Origin of the sequence: Kineosporia sp. R_H_3 (assembly GCF_002198675.1) — a bacterium.
In the GTDB taxonomy this organism is placed as follows: Bacteria; Actinomycetota; Actinomycetes; order Actinomycetales; family Kineosporiaceae; genus R-H-3.
Genome location: NZ_MWLL01000060.1, coordinates 1 through 17486, shown reverse-complemented (window position 1 = coordinate 17486; position 17486 = coordinate 1). Strand labels below are relative to the sequence as shown.

The 17486-nt window shown below is 77.2% G+C and carries 13 protein-coding genes and 1 pseudogene; 8 read left to right on the top strand and 6 right to left on the bottom strand.

The features are described from left to right. Positions 1-292: 292 nt before the first annotated feature. The gene (locus ECOMGDLI_RS03615; protein ID WP_158220883.1) at positions 293-1483 is read left to right on the top strand and encodes a peptidoglycan bridge formation glycyltransferase FemA/FemB family protein; all 1191 of its coding nucleotides are present in this window, start codon (positions 293-295) and stop codon (positions 1481-1483) included. Then, on the top strand, positions 1480-2694 hold the full coding sequence (locus ECOMGDLI_RS03610) for an alanine racemase (RefSeq protein ID WP_088313797.1): 1215 nt from the start codon (positions 1480-1482) through the stop codon (positions 2692-2694). The genes ECOMGDLI_RS03615 and ECOMGDLI_RS03610 overlap by 4 nt, the downstream gene beginning before the upstream one ends. Here the strand turns inward: ECOMGDLI_RS03610 and ECOMGDLI_RS03605 are convergent. Continuing rightward, complete coding sequence (locus ECOMGDLI_RS03605; RefSeq protein WP_198954514.1) at positions 2580-5201, bottom strand: penicillin acylase family protein; 2622 nt, start codon at positions 5199-5201, stop codon at positions 2580-2582. The genes ECOMGDLI_RS03610 and ECOMGDLI_RS03605 overlap by 115 nt on opposite strands. Positions 5202-5370: 169 nt before the next feature. Between ECOMGDLI_RS03605 and ECOMGDLI_RS03600 the strand changes: the two genes are divergently transcribed. Next, positions 5371-6900, top strand: a complete 1530-nt coding sequence (locus ECOMGDLI_RS03600) for a potassium/proton antiporter (RefSeq protein ID WP_198954513.1) — start codon at positions 5371-5373, stop codon at positions 6898-6900. 28 nt (positions 6901-6928) lie between these two features. On the opposite strand, the gene ECOMGDLI_RS03595 is transcribed toward ECOMGDLI_RS03600, so the two are convergent. Genes ECOMGDLI_RS03595 through ECOMGDLI_RS36645 form a run of 3 tightly spaced genes read right to left on the bottom strand, consistent with a single transcriptional unit; the run spans position 6929 to position 8699 of the window. After that, complete coding sequence (locus ECOMGDLI_RS03595; RefSeq protein WP_088313788.1) at positions 6929-7672, bottom strand: dienelactone hydrolase family protein; 744 nt, start codon at positions 7670-7672, stop codon at positions 6929-6931. Between the two features lie 9 nt (positions 7673-7681). Beyond that, positions 7682-8050 carry a DUF2568 domain-containing protein gene (locus ECOMGDLI_RS03590; protein ID WP_088313783.1) on the bottom strand — a complete coding sequence of 123 codons (369 nt, stop codon included), beginning with the start codon at positions 8048-8050 and terminating at the stop codon, positions 7682-7684. Between the two features lies 1 nt (position 8051). Next, the gene (locus ECOMGDLI_RS36645; protein ID WP_369812709.1) at positions 8052-8699 is read right to left on the bottom strand and encodes a TetR-like C-terminal domain-containing protein; all 648 of its coding nucleotides are present in this window, start codon (positions 8697-8699) and stop codon (positions 8052-8054) included. Positions 8700-9090: 391 nt separating this feature from the next. On the opposite strand from ECOMGDLI_RS36645, the gene ECOMGDLI_RS03580 reads away from it, so the two are divergent. From ECOMGDLI_RS03580 to mscL, 4 genes are all read left to right on the top strand, one after another. Beyond that, on the top strand, positions 9091-9480 hold the full coding sequence (locus ECOMGDLI_RS03580) for an FmdB family zinc ribbon protein (RefSeq protein ID WP_088313778.1): 390 nt from the start codon (positions 9091-9093) through the stop codon (positions 9478-9480). Positions 9481-9582: 102 nt separating this feature from the next. Next, positions 9583-10425, top strand: a complete 843-nt coding sequence (locus ECOMGDLI_RS03575; protein WP_088313776.1) for an S-methyl-5'-thioadenosine phosphorylase — start codon at positions 9583-9585, stop codon at positions 10423-10425. 91 nt (positions 10426-10516) lie between these two features. Next, on the top strand, positions 10517-11257 hold the full coding sequence (locus ECOMGDLI_RS03570; RefSeq protein ID WP_088313773.1) for an SAF domain-containing protein: 741 nt from the start codon (positions 10517-10519) through the stop codon (positions 11255-11257). A gap of 114 nt (positions 11258-11371) precedes the next feature. After that, on the top strand, positions 11372-11773 hold the full coding sequence (mscL, locus tag ECOMGDLI_RS03565) for a large conductance mechanosensitive channel protein MscL (protein ID WP_088313771.1): 402 nt from the start codon (positions 11372-11374) through the stop codon (positions 11771-11773). Positions 11774-11846: 73 nt separating this feature from the next. Here mscL and ECOMGDLI_RS03560 read toward each other — a convergent pair whose 3' ends face one another. Both ECOMGDLI_RS03560 and ECOMGDLI_RS03555 read right to left on the bottom strand, forming a co-directional pair. After that, positions 11847-12083, bottom strand: a complete 237-nt coding sequence (locus ECOMGDLI_RS03560; RefSeq protein ID WP_088313768.1) for a hypothetical protein — start codon at positions 12081-12083, stop codon at positions 11847-11849. Between the two features lie 24 nt (positions 12084-12107). Continuing rightward, positions 12108-16610 carry an AAA domain-containing protein gene (locus ECOMGDLI_RS03555; RefSeq protein ID WP_088313765.1) on the bottom strand — a complete coding sequence of 1501 codons (4503 nt, stop codon included), beginning with the start codon at positions 16608-16610 and terminating at the stop codon, positions 12108-12110. 330 nt (positions 16611-16940) lie between these two features. On the opposite strand from ECOMGDLI_RS03555, the pseudogene ECOMGDLI_RS03545 reads away from it, so the two are divergent. Further along, positions 16941-17486 (top strand): annotated as a pseudogene (locus ECOMGDLI_RS03545) (hypothetical protein); the annotation flags it as partial.

The following is a 17486-nucleotide window of genomic DNA, read 5'->3' as shown; positions in this document are numbered from 1 at the left end:
CCCGCGCCGTCCCGCGTGCCCGCGCCGTCCGCCCATCACGCACCGCCTCTGTCCCCGGCCGGTCCCCCGGCGCCGTTCGTCGGTGGCGGGACGCGGCACACGGTGGCCGCGTTGTGCGCAGCCGGGCCTGGCCCGGGGCAGGCCTGCCCTCGCGGCCGCGCAACGTCCGGGCCTCCGGACGCACTGCGGCGCAACCTTTCTCGGCTCCGGCTCGTGTATGCGGCATCGAGCCGCCCGGCACAGCACCGCGGCGCAGGCGCGTCTCGTCCGTCGCGACAGGCCGGGGGGCCTCATGTCCGGGTTCGACCAACGACCGTCCACGCAGCACCGGCCGCACCAGGCGGCCGCGGGCGCCCTGCGCCTGATCCCGATCGACGACGACGCGCTGCGCACGTTCGTCGACCTCGTCGGCGGCCCGGCGCTGCAGACCCCGGAGTGGGCCACGGTGAAGCCGGGCTGGGAGGCCGAGCGGCTCGGCTGGGCCGACGACGGCGGGCGGCTCGTCGCCGCCGCGCTCGTCCTCCACCGCCGGCTCCCGCTGGGCCCCGCGCGGCTCGCCCCGCGCCGGACCCTGGCCTACGTCCCCGAGGGACCGGTGACGCTGCCCGCGCCGCACGCGCCCGACCCCGGTGCGGTCCTCGCCTCCCTCGCCCGGCACGTCCGCGCCGAGGGCGCCTTCACGCTCCGGGTCGGGCCGCGCGTCCGGCACCGGGTCTGGGACGCGGCCCGGGTCCGGGCCGCGATCGCCGCCGGCGCCGCCGACCTGGACGCCGTGCCGCCCGCGCGGACCGACCCGGAGGGCGCCCGGTGGACCGCCGCCCTCGAGCGGCTCGGCTGGACGGCGGCGCCGCGGGACCTCGGTGACGGTCAGCCATGGCTCGTCGCCGTCCTCGACGTCGCGGACCGGTCGGCGTCCGACCTGCGCACCGGGACGAACCAGCAGTGGCGCCGCAACCTCGCCCGGGCGCAGGCCGCGGGGGTCGAGGTGCGCCGGGCGACGCCGGCCGACGTCGCCGTCTTCGAGGACCTCTACGCCGAGACCGCCCGGCGGCACGGGTTCGTGCCCCGGCCCCGCGGCTACCTCACCCGGCTGCTCGGCGCGCTCGGCGGGCGGGCCCGGCTCGACGTCGCGGTGCACGAGGGCGCCGTCCTCGCCGGTGCCCTGACGGTGCGGACCGGTCCGCGGGTCTGCTACCTCTACGGCGCCTCGACCGCCCGGGACCGGGAGGTGCGCGCCGCCAACGCCCTGCACTGGTCGATCGCCCTGCGGGTCGCCGAGCAGGGCGGGTCGCTCTACGACCTGCGGGGCGTCGAGCCGGGCCTGCGGCCGTCCGACCCCGCCTCCGGGCTGCTGCGCTTCAAGGCCGGGCTCGGCGCGGACGCCGTCGAGTACGTCGGCGAGTGGGAGCTCGCCCTGCGTCCGGGGTGGTCGGCCGCCTACCGCGCCGTCCGGGAGCAGCAGCGCCGCAGGGCCGCCCGATGACGTTCACCGCGAGCATCGACCTCGCCGCCTGGCACGAGCACCTGCGTCGTGCCGTCGCGGCGGAGCCCGGGGTCGTCCCCGTCCTCAAGGGCGACGGCTACGGCCTGGGGCTCGACCTCGTGGCCGCCGCCACCGCCGACCTCGCCGCGGATTCGGTGGCCCGGGGCGCCTTCCGCGGCCTCGACACCGTCGCCGCCGGGACCCCCGCGGAGGCGGCGCTCGTCGCCGCGGTCTTCCCGGGCGACGTGCTGGTCCTCGAGGCGTGCCACGACCTGCGGACGCCGTCCGGCGCGGACGACGTCCGGCACCGGGTCGTGCGGACCGTGGCCACCGGGCCGGCCCTGGAGGCCGCTCTCGGGGCGCTCGCGGCCGGCCACGCCCTCGACCCCTTCGTCATCGAGGTCGAGGCCGGGATGCACCGGCAGGGCGTGCCGGCGGCCCGGGCGCTGTCGGCGCTGGAGCGCCTGCGGGCCCTCGGGGACGACCGCGCCGGGCGGTCGGCGACGTGCCGCGGGCTGGCGCTCCACCTGCCCCTGCGCGGCGGCCTGGCGTCGGCCCGCACGATCGCCCTGGCCGTCGCCCGGCAGGCCCCCGGGACGACGCTCTGGGTGAGCCATCTCGGCGCGGCGGGGGTGCAGGCACTCGTGCGGGCCGCCCCGCAGCTGCGGATCCGGGAGCGGGTCGGCAGCCGGCTGTGGCTCGGCGCGCCGGGTGCGGTGTCGGTCACCGGCACCGTCCTCGACGTCCGCCGGGTGCCGCTCGGCGCCCGGATCGGCTACTCCCGCAGGCCGACCGCGAGCCGGACGCTGATCCTCGTCAGCGGCGGCACGGTGCACGGCGTCGGGCTGCGGGCGCCCACGCCGTCGCCGCGCGGCCGGGCGGTCGCCGCGGCCGAGGCGCTCGCGGCGCTCGTCGGCCTGTGGCGCTCGCCGTTCACGCTGGACGGCCGCCGGCTCGCCTTCGCCGACACGCCCCACATGCAGGTCAGCGTGCTCGCCCTGCCCCGCGGGGCCCGGGTGCCCCGGGTCGGCGAGCGGCTGCCGTGCCGGGTGCGGATGACGACGGCACGGTTCGACGCCGTGACGGCGCAGGGAGCTCAGTCCGGCGGCCTCAGCGTCAGCGTGTCGACGGCCGCCTGCCGGACGGCGACGGCGCCGAACGGCCAGGGGTACGTCCGGCCCGCCGCCCAGGCCTCGAGCTGGTCGGCGTAGTGCGCGCTGCCGGGGTGGCCGGACTGGCCGGTCTGGTTCACCCAGCGGGACCGGTCGACGTCCGCGAGGTCGACGACCATCCGCATCGACGGCGCGGAGACGACGTCGAAGGTGCCGGACGACGCGTCGTACGCCAGCGCGTCGACGATCGCCGACCCGCCGGGCAGCTCGATCCGGCCGCGGTTGAGCAGCCGGTGCAGGGGCGCGGTCGCGGAGACCTCGCCCGTCGGCGTCGCCGCGAGCCGCAGGGTGTGGCTGCGGCCCCAGGTCCAGCCGGCCGGGTCCTTGCCCTGCTCCCGGGTCATCCGCAGGCGGGCCTCCTGGAGGCTGCGCAGGACGATCTCGTCCCGGGTCTCGACGACGCCCGGGGTGGAGCGGTCGTCCCACCACGGGTCCCGGGGGCGCTCGAGGATCGAGGTGACGACCTGCATCCAGCGGCCGCCGCCGTCCGGCCGGCTCGCCTCGGGCAGCTCGTCGAAGGTGAGCTCCAGCAGGCTCGCCCACACGGCGTTGAAGTACGCCGCGGCGGCCGAGCCGACCGGCTGGCTGCCGTCCCAGTCGTGCAGCAGCGCCCGGCCCTGCGCGGTGAACGCGTCGACGTCGGCCGCGAGCAGCACGGGCTCGAGCCGCTCCCACAGCGGGTTGCGGGTGTCGAGCTGGATCGAGGCCATGTCGGACGTCGTCATGAGCCGCCCGCTCGCCGTCCGCGCGGAGACGAGGTCGCGGATCCGCTGCGAGCGCCAGCCGTAGTCGAAGTCGCTCGTGAACCGCACGCCCGTGCCCCGCGGCGTGACGGCCTGGTTGGCGGCGACGACGAAGCCGGCGTCGGGGTCGAGCGTCCACGGCAGGTCGGCGGTGTCGGCGAAGCCCTGCCAGTCGTACCGCGAGTCCCAGCCGGGCAGCGGCCACGTGCCGTCCGTCGGGGCGGTCCGGGCGCCGTCCGCGCCCCTGGTCCGGACCTTGGCCCGCAGCGGGATCCGGCCGGGCGCCTGGTACCCGATGTGGCCGTGGTCGCCGAGGTCGTCGGCGTACACGAAGTTCTGCGCGGGGACGTCCATGAGCAGCACCCCGCGACGGAACGACGCGAAGTCGGTCGCGGTGTCGACGGCGAAGACGGCGTCCATGTCGTGCCCCGGCGTGAGCGCCGTCCAGGCGAGCGAGACGGCGTACCCGGGGCCGCCGGCGGGGGCGGCGGCCCCGGCGTCCGCGACCGACGGCAGCACGTCGCTGAGGAGCGGGCCGTGCTCGGTGGACCGGACGGTGAGCTGCACCGGGTCGGCCCCGGCGACCGCGATCGTCTCGGTCCGCACGGTCATCGGCACGTAGTCGCCGTCGCGCTCGACGGTGTCGCCACGGGTGCGCTCGAGGTAGAAGTCGGTGACGTCGGGCCCGAGGTTCGTCATCCCCCAGGCGATCGTCCCGGTGTGCCCGATGACGACGCCCGGCACGCCCGCGAACGTGAAGCCGGCGACGTCGAACGGGCAGCGGACGCTCACCTCCCGGCAGTGCAGGCCGGCCTGGTACCAGACGCCGGGCAGGCTCGGTGACAGGTGCGGGTCGTTGGCCAGCAACGGTTTGCCGGTCGCGCTGAGCCGGCCGGAGACGACCCAGGAGTTCGAGCCGGTGCCGTCGGTGCCGCCGAGCATCTCGGGCACCGACTCCACGGCCCGCCGGGCCGCCGCGACGGCCCGGGCGGCGTCCGGGCCGCGCAGCGCCGCGGTGACGTCCTGCGCCACGGGCCGGGCCGGGTCGGCGGCCCCCGGCCGGGCCGCGGGCGGCGTGCCGGTGCGGACGTCCGCCGCGGCGAGGATCGGCGCGTGCTCGCTGTACGGGTACGCGGGGAAGAGCTGCTCGACCCGCCCGACGTCCTTCACGGCACCGAAGGCCTCGGCCCGCGCGAGCTCGCTGTCGTAGTTGCCGCGCAGGTCCCAGGCCATCGCCTTGAACCACGCGACGGAGTCCTCCGGGGTCCACGGCTCGATCCGCGGCAGGTCGACCGAGAGCCCGAGCAGCGAGTACTGCAGCGACAGCTGCGCCGGCGACCGGGTCGAGACGTACTCGTTGACCCCCTCCGCGTAGGCGTCGAGGTAGGCCCGCGTCGACGGCTCGGCCTGGGCCAGCTCGGCGGCGGCGACCCGGCGCCAGCCGAGGGTCCGGACGACCTTGTCGGCGAGCAGCGCGTCCTCGTTCGGGCCGACGAGCTCGGAGAGCCGGCCCGCGGTGACGTGGCGGCGCCAGTCCATCTCGAAGAAGCGGTCCTGGGCGTGCACGTACCCCTGGGCCCGGAACAGGTCGAGCGCGGTGTCCGCGTAGAGCGACGGGACGCCCCGCTCGTCGCGGAGCACCGTCACCCGGCCGTCGAGCCCGGAGACGTCCCGGTCGCCGGAGGTGTCGGGCAACGGACGACGGACCGAGATCGTCGTGAGGACGGCGACGGCGACCAGCAGGGTGACGACGAGCGCGCACACCCCGATGAGCACCAGGCGCCACGGGCGGCGACGGGACACGGCTCGCACTGTAGGGGACCGCGCCCGCGCTCCTGCGACCGGTGACCCACGGCACGGCCCCGGGCGCGTCGTCCACCACGGTCCGCTGCCGCACCAGCACATAAGGTGTCGTCATGACCCCCCTGCACCGGCCCGGCACCCGGCGTGCGCCGGTGCCGGGGAGCCGCCGGTGACGGTCGACGAGCTGGGCCTGGTGCTGCTCGGCGGCGCGCTCGTCCTGCTCCTCGCGGTCTTCGCGGTCCGGCTCTCGGTCCGGACCGGGCTGCCCTCGCTCCTGGTCTACCTCTTCTTCGGCCTCGCGATCGGCGAGCGCGGGCTGGGGCTGGAGTTCGACGACCAGCAGCTCACCGGGGTGCTCGGCTATGCCGCGCTCGTGCTCATCCTCGCGGAGGGTGGTCTCACCACCCGCTGGTCGCGGATCAAGGACGTCGTCGGCCCGGCCGCCGTGCTGTCCACCGTCGGCACCGTCGTGTCGATCGCGGTCGTGGGCACCGCGTCGCACTACCTGCTGGGCCTGGAGTGGCCGGTCGCGCTGCTCGTCGGGGCCGTCGTCTCCTCCACGGACGCCGCGGCCGTCTTCTCGGTCCTGCGCGGGCTGCCGCTGCCGCCGCGCCTCGTCGGCCTGCTCGAGGCGGAGTCCGGCTTCAACGACGCCCCGGTCGTCATCGCCGTCATCGCGCTCACCGAGATCGCCGCGCACCCGGACGAGCCCGCCCACGCGTGGTGGCTGCTCGTCCTGGAGGCGGTCGGAGAGCTCGCGATCGGGGTCGTCATCGGTGTCGGGGTGGGCCGGCTCGGCGCGCTCGCGCTGCGCCGGGTCGCGCTGCCGGCGTCCGGCCTCTACCCGATCGCCGTCATCGCCCTCGTCGTCCTCGCCTACGGCGCGGCGGACGCGCTGCACGGCTCGGGCTTCCTCGCGACGTACGTCGCCGGGCTCGCGCTCGGCAACGTCCGGCTGCCGCACGGCGCCGCCGTCCGCGGGTTCGCCGAGGGCCTCGGCTGGCTCGCGCAGATCGGCCTGTTCGTGCTGCTCGGCCTCCTCGCCGACCCGTTCCGGCTGCCCGACCACGTCGTCGCCGCGCTCGTCGTCGGCCTCGTGCTGCTCCTCGTCGCGCGGCCGCTGTCGGTGCTCGCGTCGGTGTCGTGGTTCCGTTTCCCGCTGCGGGAGCAGGCCTTCCTGTCGTGGGCGGGGCTGCGCGGCGCCGTCCCCGTCGTCCTCGCGACCGTCCCCGCGACGGCGGGCCTCGTCGACGCGACGAGCATCTTCGACCTCGTCTTCGTCCTCGTCGTGGTCTTCACGCTCGTCCAGGGCCCGACGCTGCCGTGGGTGGCGCGCCGGCTGTCGCTGTCGGACGGCGAGACGATCGTCGACCTCGACGTCGAGTCCTCGCCGCTCGGCGCGCTCGACGCGGACGTCGTCCAGATGCGGATCGGGCCGACGTCGCGGCTGCACGGCGTCGAGATCTTCGAGCTGCGGCTGCCCGAGCGCTGCAACATCACCCTCGTCGTGCGCAACGGCGAACCGTTCGTCCCGACGCCGCGGACGATGCTTCGGCACGGCGACGAGATGATCATCGTCGCGTCCGCGGCGGCCCGGCCGGTCGCGGAGCGCCGGCTGCGCGAGGTGAGCGCCGGCGGCAAGCTCGCCGGCTGGTACCGGCGGCTCGGCCCGGACGCGATGCGGCCCGGGCGCACCTGAGGGCCCGGGCCGGGACCTGACCGGCCGGTCAGGCGGCGGGCGCCGCGCCCTTGAGGTGGACGGCGAAGAACGCCTCGATCCGGTCCCAGGCGTCGGCGGCCGACACCGGCTCCGGGCCGACGTTCGACAGGCGCATGAGCGGGCGCAGCGGCCGGGGCCCGTTCGGGGCGTCGTTGAGGAACGAGTGCCCGGCGTCCGGGTAGACCTTGACGTCGTTGGGGATCCCCTGCGCCGTCAGCGTCTCCTCGATCACCGGGGGCACCCCGAGCAGCCCCTTGTCCTTGCCCCCGTAGCTCGCGACGACCGGGCACGAGCCCTGCAGGGCCGCCTCGAGGTTGCCGAACGCCGGCCCGTAGTTCGGCGCGACGGCGTCGAACCCCTTGCCCGCCAGCACGAGGCAGAACCCGCCGCCCATGCAGAAGCCGATGACGCCGACCTTGCCGGTGCTGTCGGGCAGGGCCGTGAGGAAGCGCTTGGCGGCATCGACGTCGACGAACGGCTTGCCGGTGCCGGCCCGCAGGGCCCGGAACGTCGAGACGAGGCAGCGCACCGCACCGCCGTCGCTGAACAGGTCCGGCATGAGGGCGTGGTAGCCCATCGCGGCCACCCGCTCGGTGTGCCGCAGCATGACGTCGTCGACGCCGAACGCCTCGTGGACGACGACGACCCCGGGGAACGGCCCCTCGCCCTCCGGCCGCGCCAGGTGCCCGGTGAGCCGGCGCGAACCGGTCGGGCCGGCGAGGTCGGTGAGGTCCACCTGCTGCGTCGTCATGGACGCACGTTAGGACCCGTCCGCCGTGCTGTCAGCCCGCGGCACCTGGCGCAGCGCCACCGCGAGCGCGAGATGGAGCACGACGACGAGGCCGAACCACAGGCCCCAGCCGAGGCCGGAGAGGCTGACGGCCGCGGCGGCCGCGAGCAGCACCGCAGCCTTGACGGCGACGTGGACGGCGCCGCGCAGCGGCCGGGTCGCCCGCGGTGCGAGCAGGCGGCCCCAGAGCACGACGAGCAGCGCGGGAAGGGCGGCCGCGACGAGCAGCCGCAGCGGGAGCGGCGCGTCGAGCCGCCAGCCGAAGAGCGCGAGCCCGACGAGCGCGACCATCTCGAGCGCGAACGCGAGCCCGAGGTTCGCCGCCGCGACGATGCGCACCTCAGCCCTCGAGGGCCGATGGCGGGACCGCCTGCGGAGCCGGCTGCGGGGCCGGCTGCGGGACCGGCTGCGGGACCGGGCGCGGGGCCGGGGTCGCGAGGCCGGCGTCGAGCAGGGCCACGAGCCGGGCGAAGGTGCGGTCGACCGCGTCCGGGACGCCGTGCCCGCCGGTGCCCTCGAGCGAGACGAAGCCGTGGAGCGCGCTGCGCAGCAGGCGGACGCCGTCCAGCACGTCGTCGTCCCCGCTCGCGCCGTAGAGCATGACGACCTCCACGAGGCGCTGCGTCACCGCGGCGACGGCCGCTGCGTGCTCCGGGTCGTCCGGGTGCGGGGCGGTCGCGAGCGCGAGGTAGAGGCCGGGCCGCTCGGCGGCCCAGGCGCGGTAGGCGGTCGCGACGGCGGTGAGCCGGCGGCTCCGGGCGGGGGCCGCTGCGCCGCCGGCCGCACCGCCCGCAGCGTCGTCGGCCGCGTCGTCGGCGTACCGGGCGTCCTCGGCGTCCAGGGCCGCCAGCGCCTCGTCCAGCGCGGCCCGCAGACCTTCGGCGGCGAGCCGGGCGAGCCCGCGGCGCAGTCCCTCGGCGCCGGCGATGTGCTTGTAGAGGCTCGGCAGCCGGACGCCGAGCCGGTCGGCGACGGTCGCGAGCGGCACCCGCGCGTCGCGCGACTCGTCGGCGAGCCGGGCCGCCTCGGCGACGACCGCGGCCGGCGTCAGCCCGGCCCGGCCGCGGTCGTCGCNCCGTCCCGCCCGCCCGGCCGCCGCGCCGGGCGGGCGGGACGGTCGCGGCACCTGCCGGCAGGAGGGCGGGCGACGGTCCGGCGCCGGGCCGGACGCCGAGGCCGGTGGACTGGTCGAGAGCGGTCGGCACGTACCGAACGCTAACAATCCGCCGCCCCGAGGGGCCGTGGGCCACGCGGGTCGTTCGGGTGGCATAGGATTGGCACTCGTCGTGTTGGAGTGCTAAAGAACGACCACGACACCACCGAGCCAGTCGTCCGGGCCCCGCGCCCACGACCGCCGAACACCGCTCCAGGAGGGCAACGTGCCGACGTACGCCTACGCGTGCACCGCGTGCGACCACCGCTTCGAGGCGCAGCAGGCCTTCACGGACGACGCACTCACCGAGTGCCCGGAGTGCGCCGGCAAGCTGCGCAAGCTCTTCAACTCGGTCGGCATCGTCTTCAAGGGCTCGGGCTTCTACCGCACCGACTCGCGCGGCAGCGGCAGCGCGTCGTCACCGAGCACGTCGTCCTCGTCGGAGTCGTCCGGTTCGTCCGACTCGTCCTCGGGTTCGTCGGACTCCAAGCCGAGCACGCCGGCCCCCGCGCCCGCGACGTCGGGTGCCTCGTCGGCGTCCTCGGGCTCGTCGTCGGGCTCGTCGTCGTCCGGTTCGTCGTCGTCCGGCTCGTCGGGCAGCACGTCCGCCGCCTGAGGCCCGGCTCGACCCGTCCACAGGCGGGTCGTCCGCCCCGCTGTCCACAGGGGCACGGGGCACGGCTGCGACCGGTCCGCGCCGCCGGATAACGTCCCGCCCATGACGCAGACGCCGACCACCCCCGCCGGCACCGGGGCCGCTGTCGCCGAGATCGGGGTCATCGGCGGCTCCGGCTTCTACTCCTGGTTCGACGGTGCCCGCGAGGTGCCCGTCGAGACGCCCTTCGGGCCGCCGAGCGCCCTGCCGGTGGTCGGCGAGGTCGCCGGGCGCCGCGTCGCCTTCGTCCCGCGGCACGGGCGCGACCACAGGTTCCCGCCGCACCGGGTCAACTACCGGGCCAACCTCTGGGCGCTGCGCAGCCTGGGTGTCCGGCAGGTGCTCGGCCCGTGTGCGGTGGGGTCGATGCGCACGGACCTCGGCCCCGGTTCCCTCGTGGTGCCGGACCAGCTCATCGACCGCACCTGGGGCCGTGAGCACACGGTGTACGACGCCCCCGGCACCGTCGTCCACGTCGCCTTCGCCGACCCGTACTGCGCGCGCGGCCGGGCCGCGGCCCTCGTCGCGTCGGTGGCGTCCGGGTGGCCGGCGCACGACGGCGGCACCCTGCTCGTCATCAACGGGCCCCGGTTCTCCACCCGCGCGGAGTCCCGCTGGCACGCCGCGGCCGGCGCCGACGTGGTCGGCATGACCGGTGCCCCGGAGGCGGGCATCGCCCGCGAGCTCGCGCTCTGCTACACGAGCATCGCGGTCGTCACGGACCTCGACGCGGGCTTCGAGACGGGCGACGGCGTGACGCACGCCGAGGTGTTCGAGGTGTTCGGTCGCTCCGTCGAGCGGCTCAAGGCGATGCTCGTCGGCGTCGTCGAAGCCCTCCCCACGGACGACGCCTGCACCTGCAGGCAGGCGGTCGACGGGCTGCCGCTGCCCTTCGAGCTGCCGTAGCCGCTCGGCCCGTCCCCGCCGCTCGCGGCCGCACCCGGCCCGGCCCCGTTCCTGTCCCCGTCCGTTCCCTGCTGCTCCCCCGGAGACCCTCGTGACCCGCCGCCCCCGGCCGACGGGGCGGGCGGTCCGGCGTGCCCTGCGCCGGCGCCGCCGTCCCCTGGCCGCCCTCTGCACCGCCGTCGCCGTCTGGGCGACGGCCCGGGCCGTCGCACCACCCCCGCCGGCCACGACCCTGCTCACCGTCGCCGCCCGGGACCTCGCCGCCGGCGTCACGCTCGGGCCGGGCGACCTCACGACCGTGCCGGTGCCGGTCGGGGCCGGCCCCGACGGCGCCACCGCTCCGGCCCCGGGCTCGGTGCTCGCCGCGCCGGTGCGCCGCGGCGAGCCGTTCACCGACGTCCGGCTCGTCGGGCCCGGTCCGGCCCGCCGGCCGCCGGGCTCGGTCGTCGTCACGGTCCGGACGGCGGATCCGGCCGCGGTCCTCGCCGTCCGCCCGGGCGACCGGGTGGACGTCCTCGCCGGCCCGGCGACCGACACGCCGACGGGCGTCCCAGCAGACGTCGTGGCGGGGGCCGCCGCACCGACCGACGCGACGACGCTCGCGCAGGGCCTCGTCGTGCTCGCCGTGCCCGGTGCAGGGCCGCCGGACGACGGTGCCGCGGATACCGGGGCCGATGGCACGGGCGGCCTCCTCGGAGGCGTCGGCACCGCGCCCGGTGCGACCCCCACGGACACCGCAGGCGTGCTCGTCGTCGCCGCCGACCGGGCGGCCGCGGCCCGGCTCGCCGCAGCGACCGGGAGGTCACTCACCGTCGTGGTGGTCTCGCCATGATCGAAAAGGTCGGCCCGTGACGGCTGCGGTTCGTGAAAGCGCTAACGGATCTCGCTAGGGTGCGGGCGAACCGGGCAAGCGCCCCGCCGCCCGGGATCGGCTGAGGAGATACACATGATCAAGGGCTTCCGCGAGTTCATCATGCGCGGCAACGTCGTCGACCTGGCGGTCGCCGTCGTCATCGGCGCTGCGTTCAGCGGCATCGTGACGAAGTTCGTCGAGAGCGTCATCAACCCGATCGTCGCCTCGTTCGGCGGCGGCGGCGAGATCGGCTGGGGCGTCCAGCTCGGCGACGAGGGCAACGAGGCCACGTTCCTCAACCTCGGCGCCGTGATCTCCGCGGCGATCAACTTCGTCATCATCGCGGCGGTGGTCTACTTCATCCTCGTCGTCCCGATGAACAAGCTCCAGGAGCGTCGCAAGAAGGGCCTCGTCGAGGAGCCGGCCGCCCCGGCCGAGGACGTCATCCTGCTCACCGAGATCCGCGACCTGCTCCGCGCGCAGAACAACGCCTGACGCTGCGTCCGGCCCTCGCGGGCCTGACGCTGCCGTACGTCGGCCCCGCAGAGCGAGGCCCGGGACGCCCGTCTCACTCCCAGTGAGGCGGGCGTTCGCGTTGGTACCGCTCGTCGTCGTCCCCGCCGGAGCGGGACCAGTCCTCCGGGTCGACCCGCCGCGGCACGCTGCGCACCGGCACGACGAGCCGGACGAGCGCCTCGGCGTCGGCCGGCTCGACGACCGGCTCGACGGCCGGCTGCTCAGCCGGCTCGGTCGGCCCGGCGGTCACCTCGTCGGGATCGGCGGCGTGCTGATCGGGGTCGTTCATGACCCCATCGTGCCTCGTCGCAGGTCAGCCGCGTCGGCCGGAGTCCGCCTCGGCGGTCACGAGGTCGCGCACCCGGTCGGCCTCACGCGCGACCGCGTCGTCCGCGGCCCGGGCCACCTCGTCGAGATCCATCGGGGCGGCCGCGTCGGCGTCGAGCCGGGTCGCCGCCTCGCCTCCGACCTCGCCCTCGGCCTCGCTGCTGACCTCGTCGTCGACCTCGCCGCTGCCGTCGCCGGTGTCTGCGCCCGCGGGCCCGGTCGGCTCCTCCGCGGCCGCCACGGCTTCGGGGGCGTCCACCTCGACGTCCACGGCCGCGGAGTCCACGGCCCCGGAGTCCGCCGCCGCAGCATCGGCCGCCGCAGCATCCGCCGCCGGAACGTCCGCGACGACGTCCGCCGCAGCCGCCGGGACCGGCGCCCCGAGCCCGAGGTCGACGCTCGGCCAGCCGGTGCCGACCTCCGCGACGGGCGCGACGGTCACCGGGTCGACCGGCTCCACCGGCTCCGTGACGGCGTTCGCCAGGGCCACCCGCGGGTTGACGGCGCGTACGGCGGCCGCGACGAGCAGGTCCGTCCGGCCGCCGCGCTCGACGATGCCGAGCGCCTCGCGCACGGAGTGGGCGACCTCCTCGTCGGCGCGCTGCACGCCGTCCGAGACGACCCACGTGGCGACGGCCTCGAGCTCGGTCGGCCCGTACGCCGACGGCGGCAGCCCGGTCGCGACGTCCGGGAACGGGTCCCGGACGGCGACGACGGGCAGCACGTCCGCGGGCACGACCGAGGCGGGCAGCCCGCCCGCGGCGCGCCACGCGTCGTGGATCCGCTCGACCTCGGCGTCGGGGTCGCAGAACAGGTCCATCGCGGCGACCCGGACGTGCACCCAGCCGGCCCGCTCCCAGGCCTGCCGGCGCTGCCGGTCGCGGAACCGCACGCTCGGGCAGCCGGCGTACGCGGGCCCGTCGACCTCGACCGCGAGCAGGCCGCGGCCGGGGACGAGCCCGTCGAGGACGGCGATGTCGAGCGGCCAGTCCGGCGCGGGCAGGTTGCCGAGCACCGGCATCCCGACGGCGCTCAGCCGGGAGCAGAGGTCCTCGACGAGGGCGTCCGGCGGGCGCGGCGACCGCTCGAGCCCGAGCAGCCCGGGGCGCGTCGGGTCGGCGCCGGTGATCCCGGAGCGGCCGGCGAACCCGAGCACCTCGCGGAGCATCCGGGCGCCGTCCGTGCGGGTCCGCTCGGGCGACAGCTCGTCGGCGGAGAAGCTGCAGACCAGGGTCGTCTGCCGGCGCGAGCGGGACAGCGCCGCGAGCAGGCAGGCCCGGCCGAACCGGCCGTCGAGCACGCCGAAGCGGTGCATGATCCGGCCGTGCGGCGTCCGGGCCAGGCCGATCGAGACGATCGCGGCGTCCCGCTCGATGCCGGCGATCCGGTGCACGGGCCGCACGAGGAACGGCTCGTCGATGTCCCCGGTCCAGTGCACGTCGAGCCAGCGCGCGAGGTGCGGCAGCTCGGTGACGGCCTGCCGCAGCGCCTCCTCGATCCGCTCGGCGTGCCGGGCCCCGAGCGTGACGACGAGCAGCGACTGCCCCGGCCGGGTCGCGGCGTGGTCGGCCACGAGCTCGACGACGCGGCGGACCTCCTGCTGGGAGCTCACGGCGAACTCCTCGCCGGGCGCGGGGACGCCGATCCCGTCGGGCACGTGCACGAGGTGGAACGGCCGCTCGACGGCGGCACCCGGCGTGCAGCGCCAGCCCTCGGGGTAGCTCGTGCGCATCGGCGCGACGAGGCGGGCGTCCCGGGCCCGGTGCGCGCGGTCGAGCCGGTGCACGGGCAGCCGCTCGGCGAGCGCGGCGAGCACGGACGCGCCGCCGGTCGCGGGCGGGAGCCGGCGCCGGTCACCGGCGACGAGGACCCGGCGGCCGCGGGCGAGCGCGGCGACCGCCTCGGCGAGGCCGACCTGGCCCGCGTCGTCGACGACGACGACGTCGACGAGCGGGTTGCCGGCGTCCGCCGGGGGCAGCACGCGGGCCACGGTGTCGGGGCTCATGACCCAGACCGGGCGCAGCGCCCCGACGACGTCGGGCCCGTGCCGGAACAGGTCGTGCGGCCAGGCCGACCGCTGCCCGCGGACGACCTCGACCTGCAGCCAGCGCAGCTGGTCCGGGTGCGCGTCGAGCGCGGCACGGACCCGGCCCTGGACGGCGGTCGCGGCCTTCGTGGCGGTGGCGGCGACGAGCCGGCCGTCGAGGTCGCGGAGCGACTCGACGAGGTCGCGCATCTTCTGGGCGTCGTGCCGGGCGAGCCGCTCGTCGCCGCGGATGATCGACTCCAGCACGCTCGTCCACCACGCGAGGTCGAGCTCGCCGTCGACGTCCTCGGCCTCGCAGCGCCGCGTCCGCAGGTCGGCGAGCAGGTCACCGAGCCCGGCGTCGCGGAGCCGGTCGAGCAGGAGCGTGCGGCGGGGCTGGTCGCGGACGCCGTCCGGGTCGGCGGCGAGGTCGGCGAGCCGCTGCTCGAGCTTGTCGAGCGGCAGCTTGAGCAGGTCCGGGGTGCCGGTGCCGGAGAGCGCGTGCATGAGGACGGCGAGCGCCGCCTCGACGGACTCGACGGCGACCTGGGCGTCGGTGAGCCCGGTCGGCACCCGCGGCCAGCCCTCGACGTCGGCGAGCTCGAGCCAGCGGACCCGCTGCTCCTGGGCGGCGACGAGCGCGCTGTGCAGGTCCTCGACGTGCACGCCGGGGCGCACGAGGTTCTTCGCCCGGCGGCGCAGCGACCGGCGCGCGAGCCGACCGGCGTCCGGCGGGCCGCCGTCCGGCCCGACCGCGGCGATGAGGTCTCCGAGCGGCTGCTCGAAGACGGCCGGCAGGAGCATGTCGAGGGTGTCGCGGACGCCGAGGAGCAGGTCGAGCCGCGGCCGCCAGTCCCCCGCGGTCTTCGCGGCGGCGAGCCCGGCGGCCTGGGCGACGGCGGCCATGTCGCGGCGGGCCCGGCCGAGGCCGTCCCGCGCGGCGACCGCCGACGCGAGCGCGTTCTCGGCGTCGGTGTCGGAGCGCACCCGGGCGTCGAGCCAGCGGGTGTCGACCCGGGTCAGGGTGAAGGCCCGCAGCGACGCGACGTCGCGCAGGTCGGTCCGCAGCGCCTCGCGGCTGTCGGCGTCGAGCCGCTTGGTCACCTCGCGGGTCAGCCGCACCCGGGTCCGCGGCGCGTGCGGGGACGCCATGAGCCCGGCGAGCGCGACCATCGCGTCGTAGGCGCTGACGCCCCACGGAGCGCGGACCTCGTGGAGCGCGGCGGTCGCCTCGGCGAGGGTGGACGTCGCCTCCCGCCAGCGCGCGAGCACCCGGTCGGTGGCGCCGCGGGCGCCCGCACCGGTCTCGGCGCTCTGCTGGGCCGCGCCGCCCACCGCGGCGTCGAGCGAGCCGCGCAGCCCGGCGAGGACGGCGGCCCGGTCGCCCGCGCCGTCGTGCAGGTCGAGCACGCAGTCCCCGACGCCGGCCGAGCGCAGCCGGCTGATGAGCGCGTCGGCGGTGGCCCGGTGCGGGGTCACGACGAGCACCCGCTCGCCGCGGACGACGAGGCCGGCGATCCCGGCGGCGAGGGTGTGCGTGAGGCCGCTGCCGGGCGGGCCCTCGACGACGACGTCCTCACCCGCGAGCGCGGCCGTCACGGCCTTGCGCTGGCCGGCGTCCAGGTCCAGGACGCCGGCGTCGGCGTCGGGGGCCGTCTCCGGGTCCTCGTCGGCGACCGTGCGCGGGTTGATCTGGCGCAGCGTGCGGGAGGTGCCGGTGTCCTCCGAGCGCAGGATCGGCCCGACGACCGGGTGCGCGTCGATCGCGGGACCGGCGGCGTCGAGGTCGGCGATGAGGGCGCCGGAGCCGGAGGTGAACACCCCGACGAGGAGCCTGCTGTCGATGGAGAACCGCGGGACCTGCTCGCAGAGCTCCTCGATCCGGGCGTGCACGGGCCGCGGGTCGAAGCCGGCGAGCCCGAACGCGAGGTGCCCGAGGGCCTCGCCGTCGAGCCGGATCCCGTACTCGACCTCGAGCCGGCGCACGAGGCGCGGGTTGACGACGGCGGCGTCCTCGAGGTCGAGGTCGTAGTCCTCGTGACCGGCGTCGCAGGGCCGCAGCGTGCAGCCGCGCAGGAGCACGGGCGCGCTGATCGGCTCGGTCGCCGGGCCGACGGTGTCGACGATGGCGCCGGGGGTGGCCGCGGGCAGCCACGTCGCGATCCCCGCGGCGAGGTAGCCGGCGCGCATGCCCCGGTCGTGGGACGACGTCCCGGCCGTCGCCCGGATCGCCCGGGCCCGGCGGCGGGCCGCGGCGTGCGCCTCGGGTTCGCGGATGAGCATGGACAGCCGGGTCGGCCGGCCCGCGAGGAGCGCCGCGATCCCCGAGGGGTGGGCGTTCGTGAGGTCGAGGGCGTCCGCGGCCGCGTCGCCGAGCACGAGGAGGGTGTCCGGCAGGTGCGCCGCGGCAAGACTCTCCCGCCACGCGTCGAGCGTCGCGCGGGTCCCCGGTCCGTCAGCCACTGCTCCACGCTAACCGCCTTCGCGCCGTCCGCCGGGGCACGGCCTCGGCGCGTCGGCGACGGGTCTGGGCCCGCATGTCCGCACCGGACACGCCGCAGAGATCACCGGACGTCGATCGACGGTGTCGCTGCGTGTGCGGCGGTCGGGTGCGTGTCCGACTGGGCCGGACGGGTGAACGACAGCGTGTACCGGACGGCGTAGCGCGGGCGCGCAGCGGGCGGGGACCGGCACGGACGGTGACGGCAGACGGGTGAGGACCACCTGTTCGGCTCAAGGACGCCGGCCCGGGCCCCGAGAAGGACGACGACACCGTCCGCCCCGAGGAGCGTCATGCAGCCCGGACTCCGCCGGCCCCGCCGCCGGCACGTCGTCGTCGCCGTGCTCGCGGTCGCCGGCACGCTCGCCGCCGGGTCCGGGGCGTCCGCGATCGCGTCCGGCCGCGGGGCGGCCCCGCGCGCCACCGGGCCGCTCGGCACCGACGCCGCCCCAGCGGCGGGCACCGTCGTCCGCGGCACGGTCGAGCGGGTCGCGGTCGAGGGCAGCGACCTCGTCGAGCACGCCCACGGCTCGGGCGGGCGGGTCACGGCGCCCAACGGCCTCACCGCGCACGCGCACGGCCCCGGAGGGGCCCCCGCGGTGCTCGCCTTCCTCCGGTCGGGCGACCGCCGCGTCCAGGTCCGGGCCGGCGACCTCGCGGGGGTCCCGACCGGCAGCCTCGTCGAGGCCAGGCTCGGCACCGCGCGGGCGGCGTCCGGCCCGACGTCACGCACGACCAACCCCGCCGTCCTCGCCGCCGGCGGCTCCCGCGCCCGCAGCGTGCGCGTCGTCCGGCGGGGTGCCGCACCGCGCACCGCCGGGGTGCCCCGCCCCGCCGGA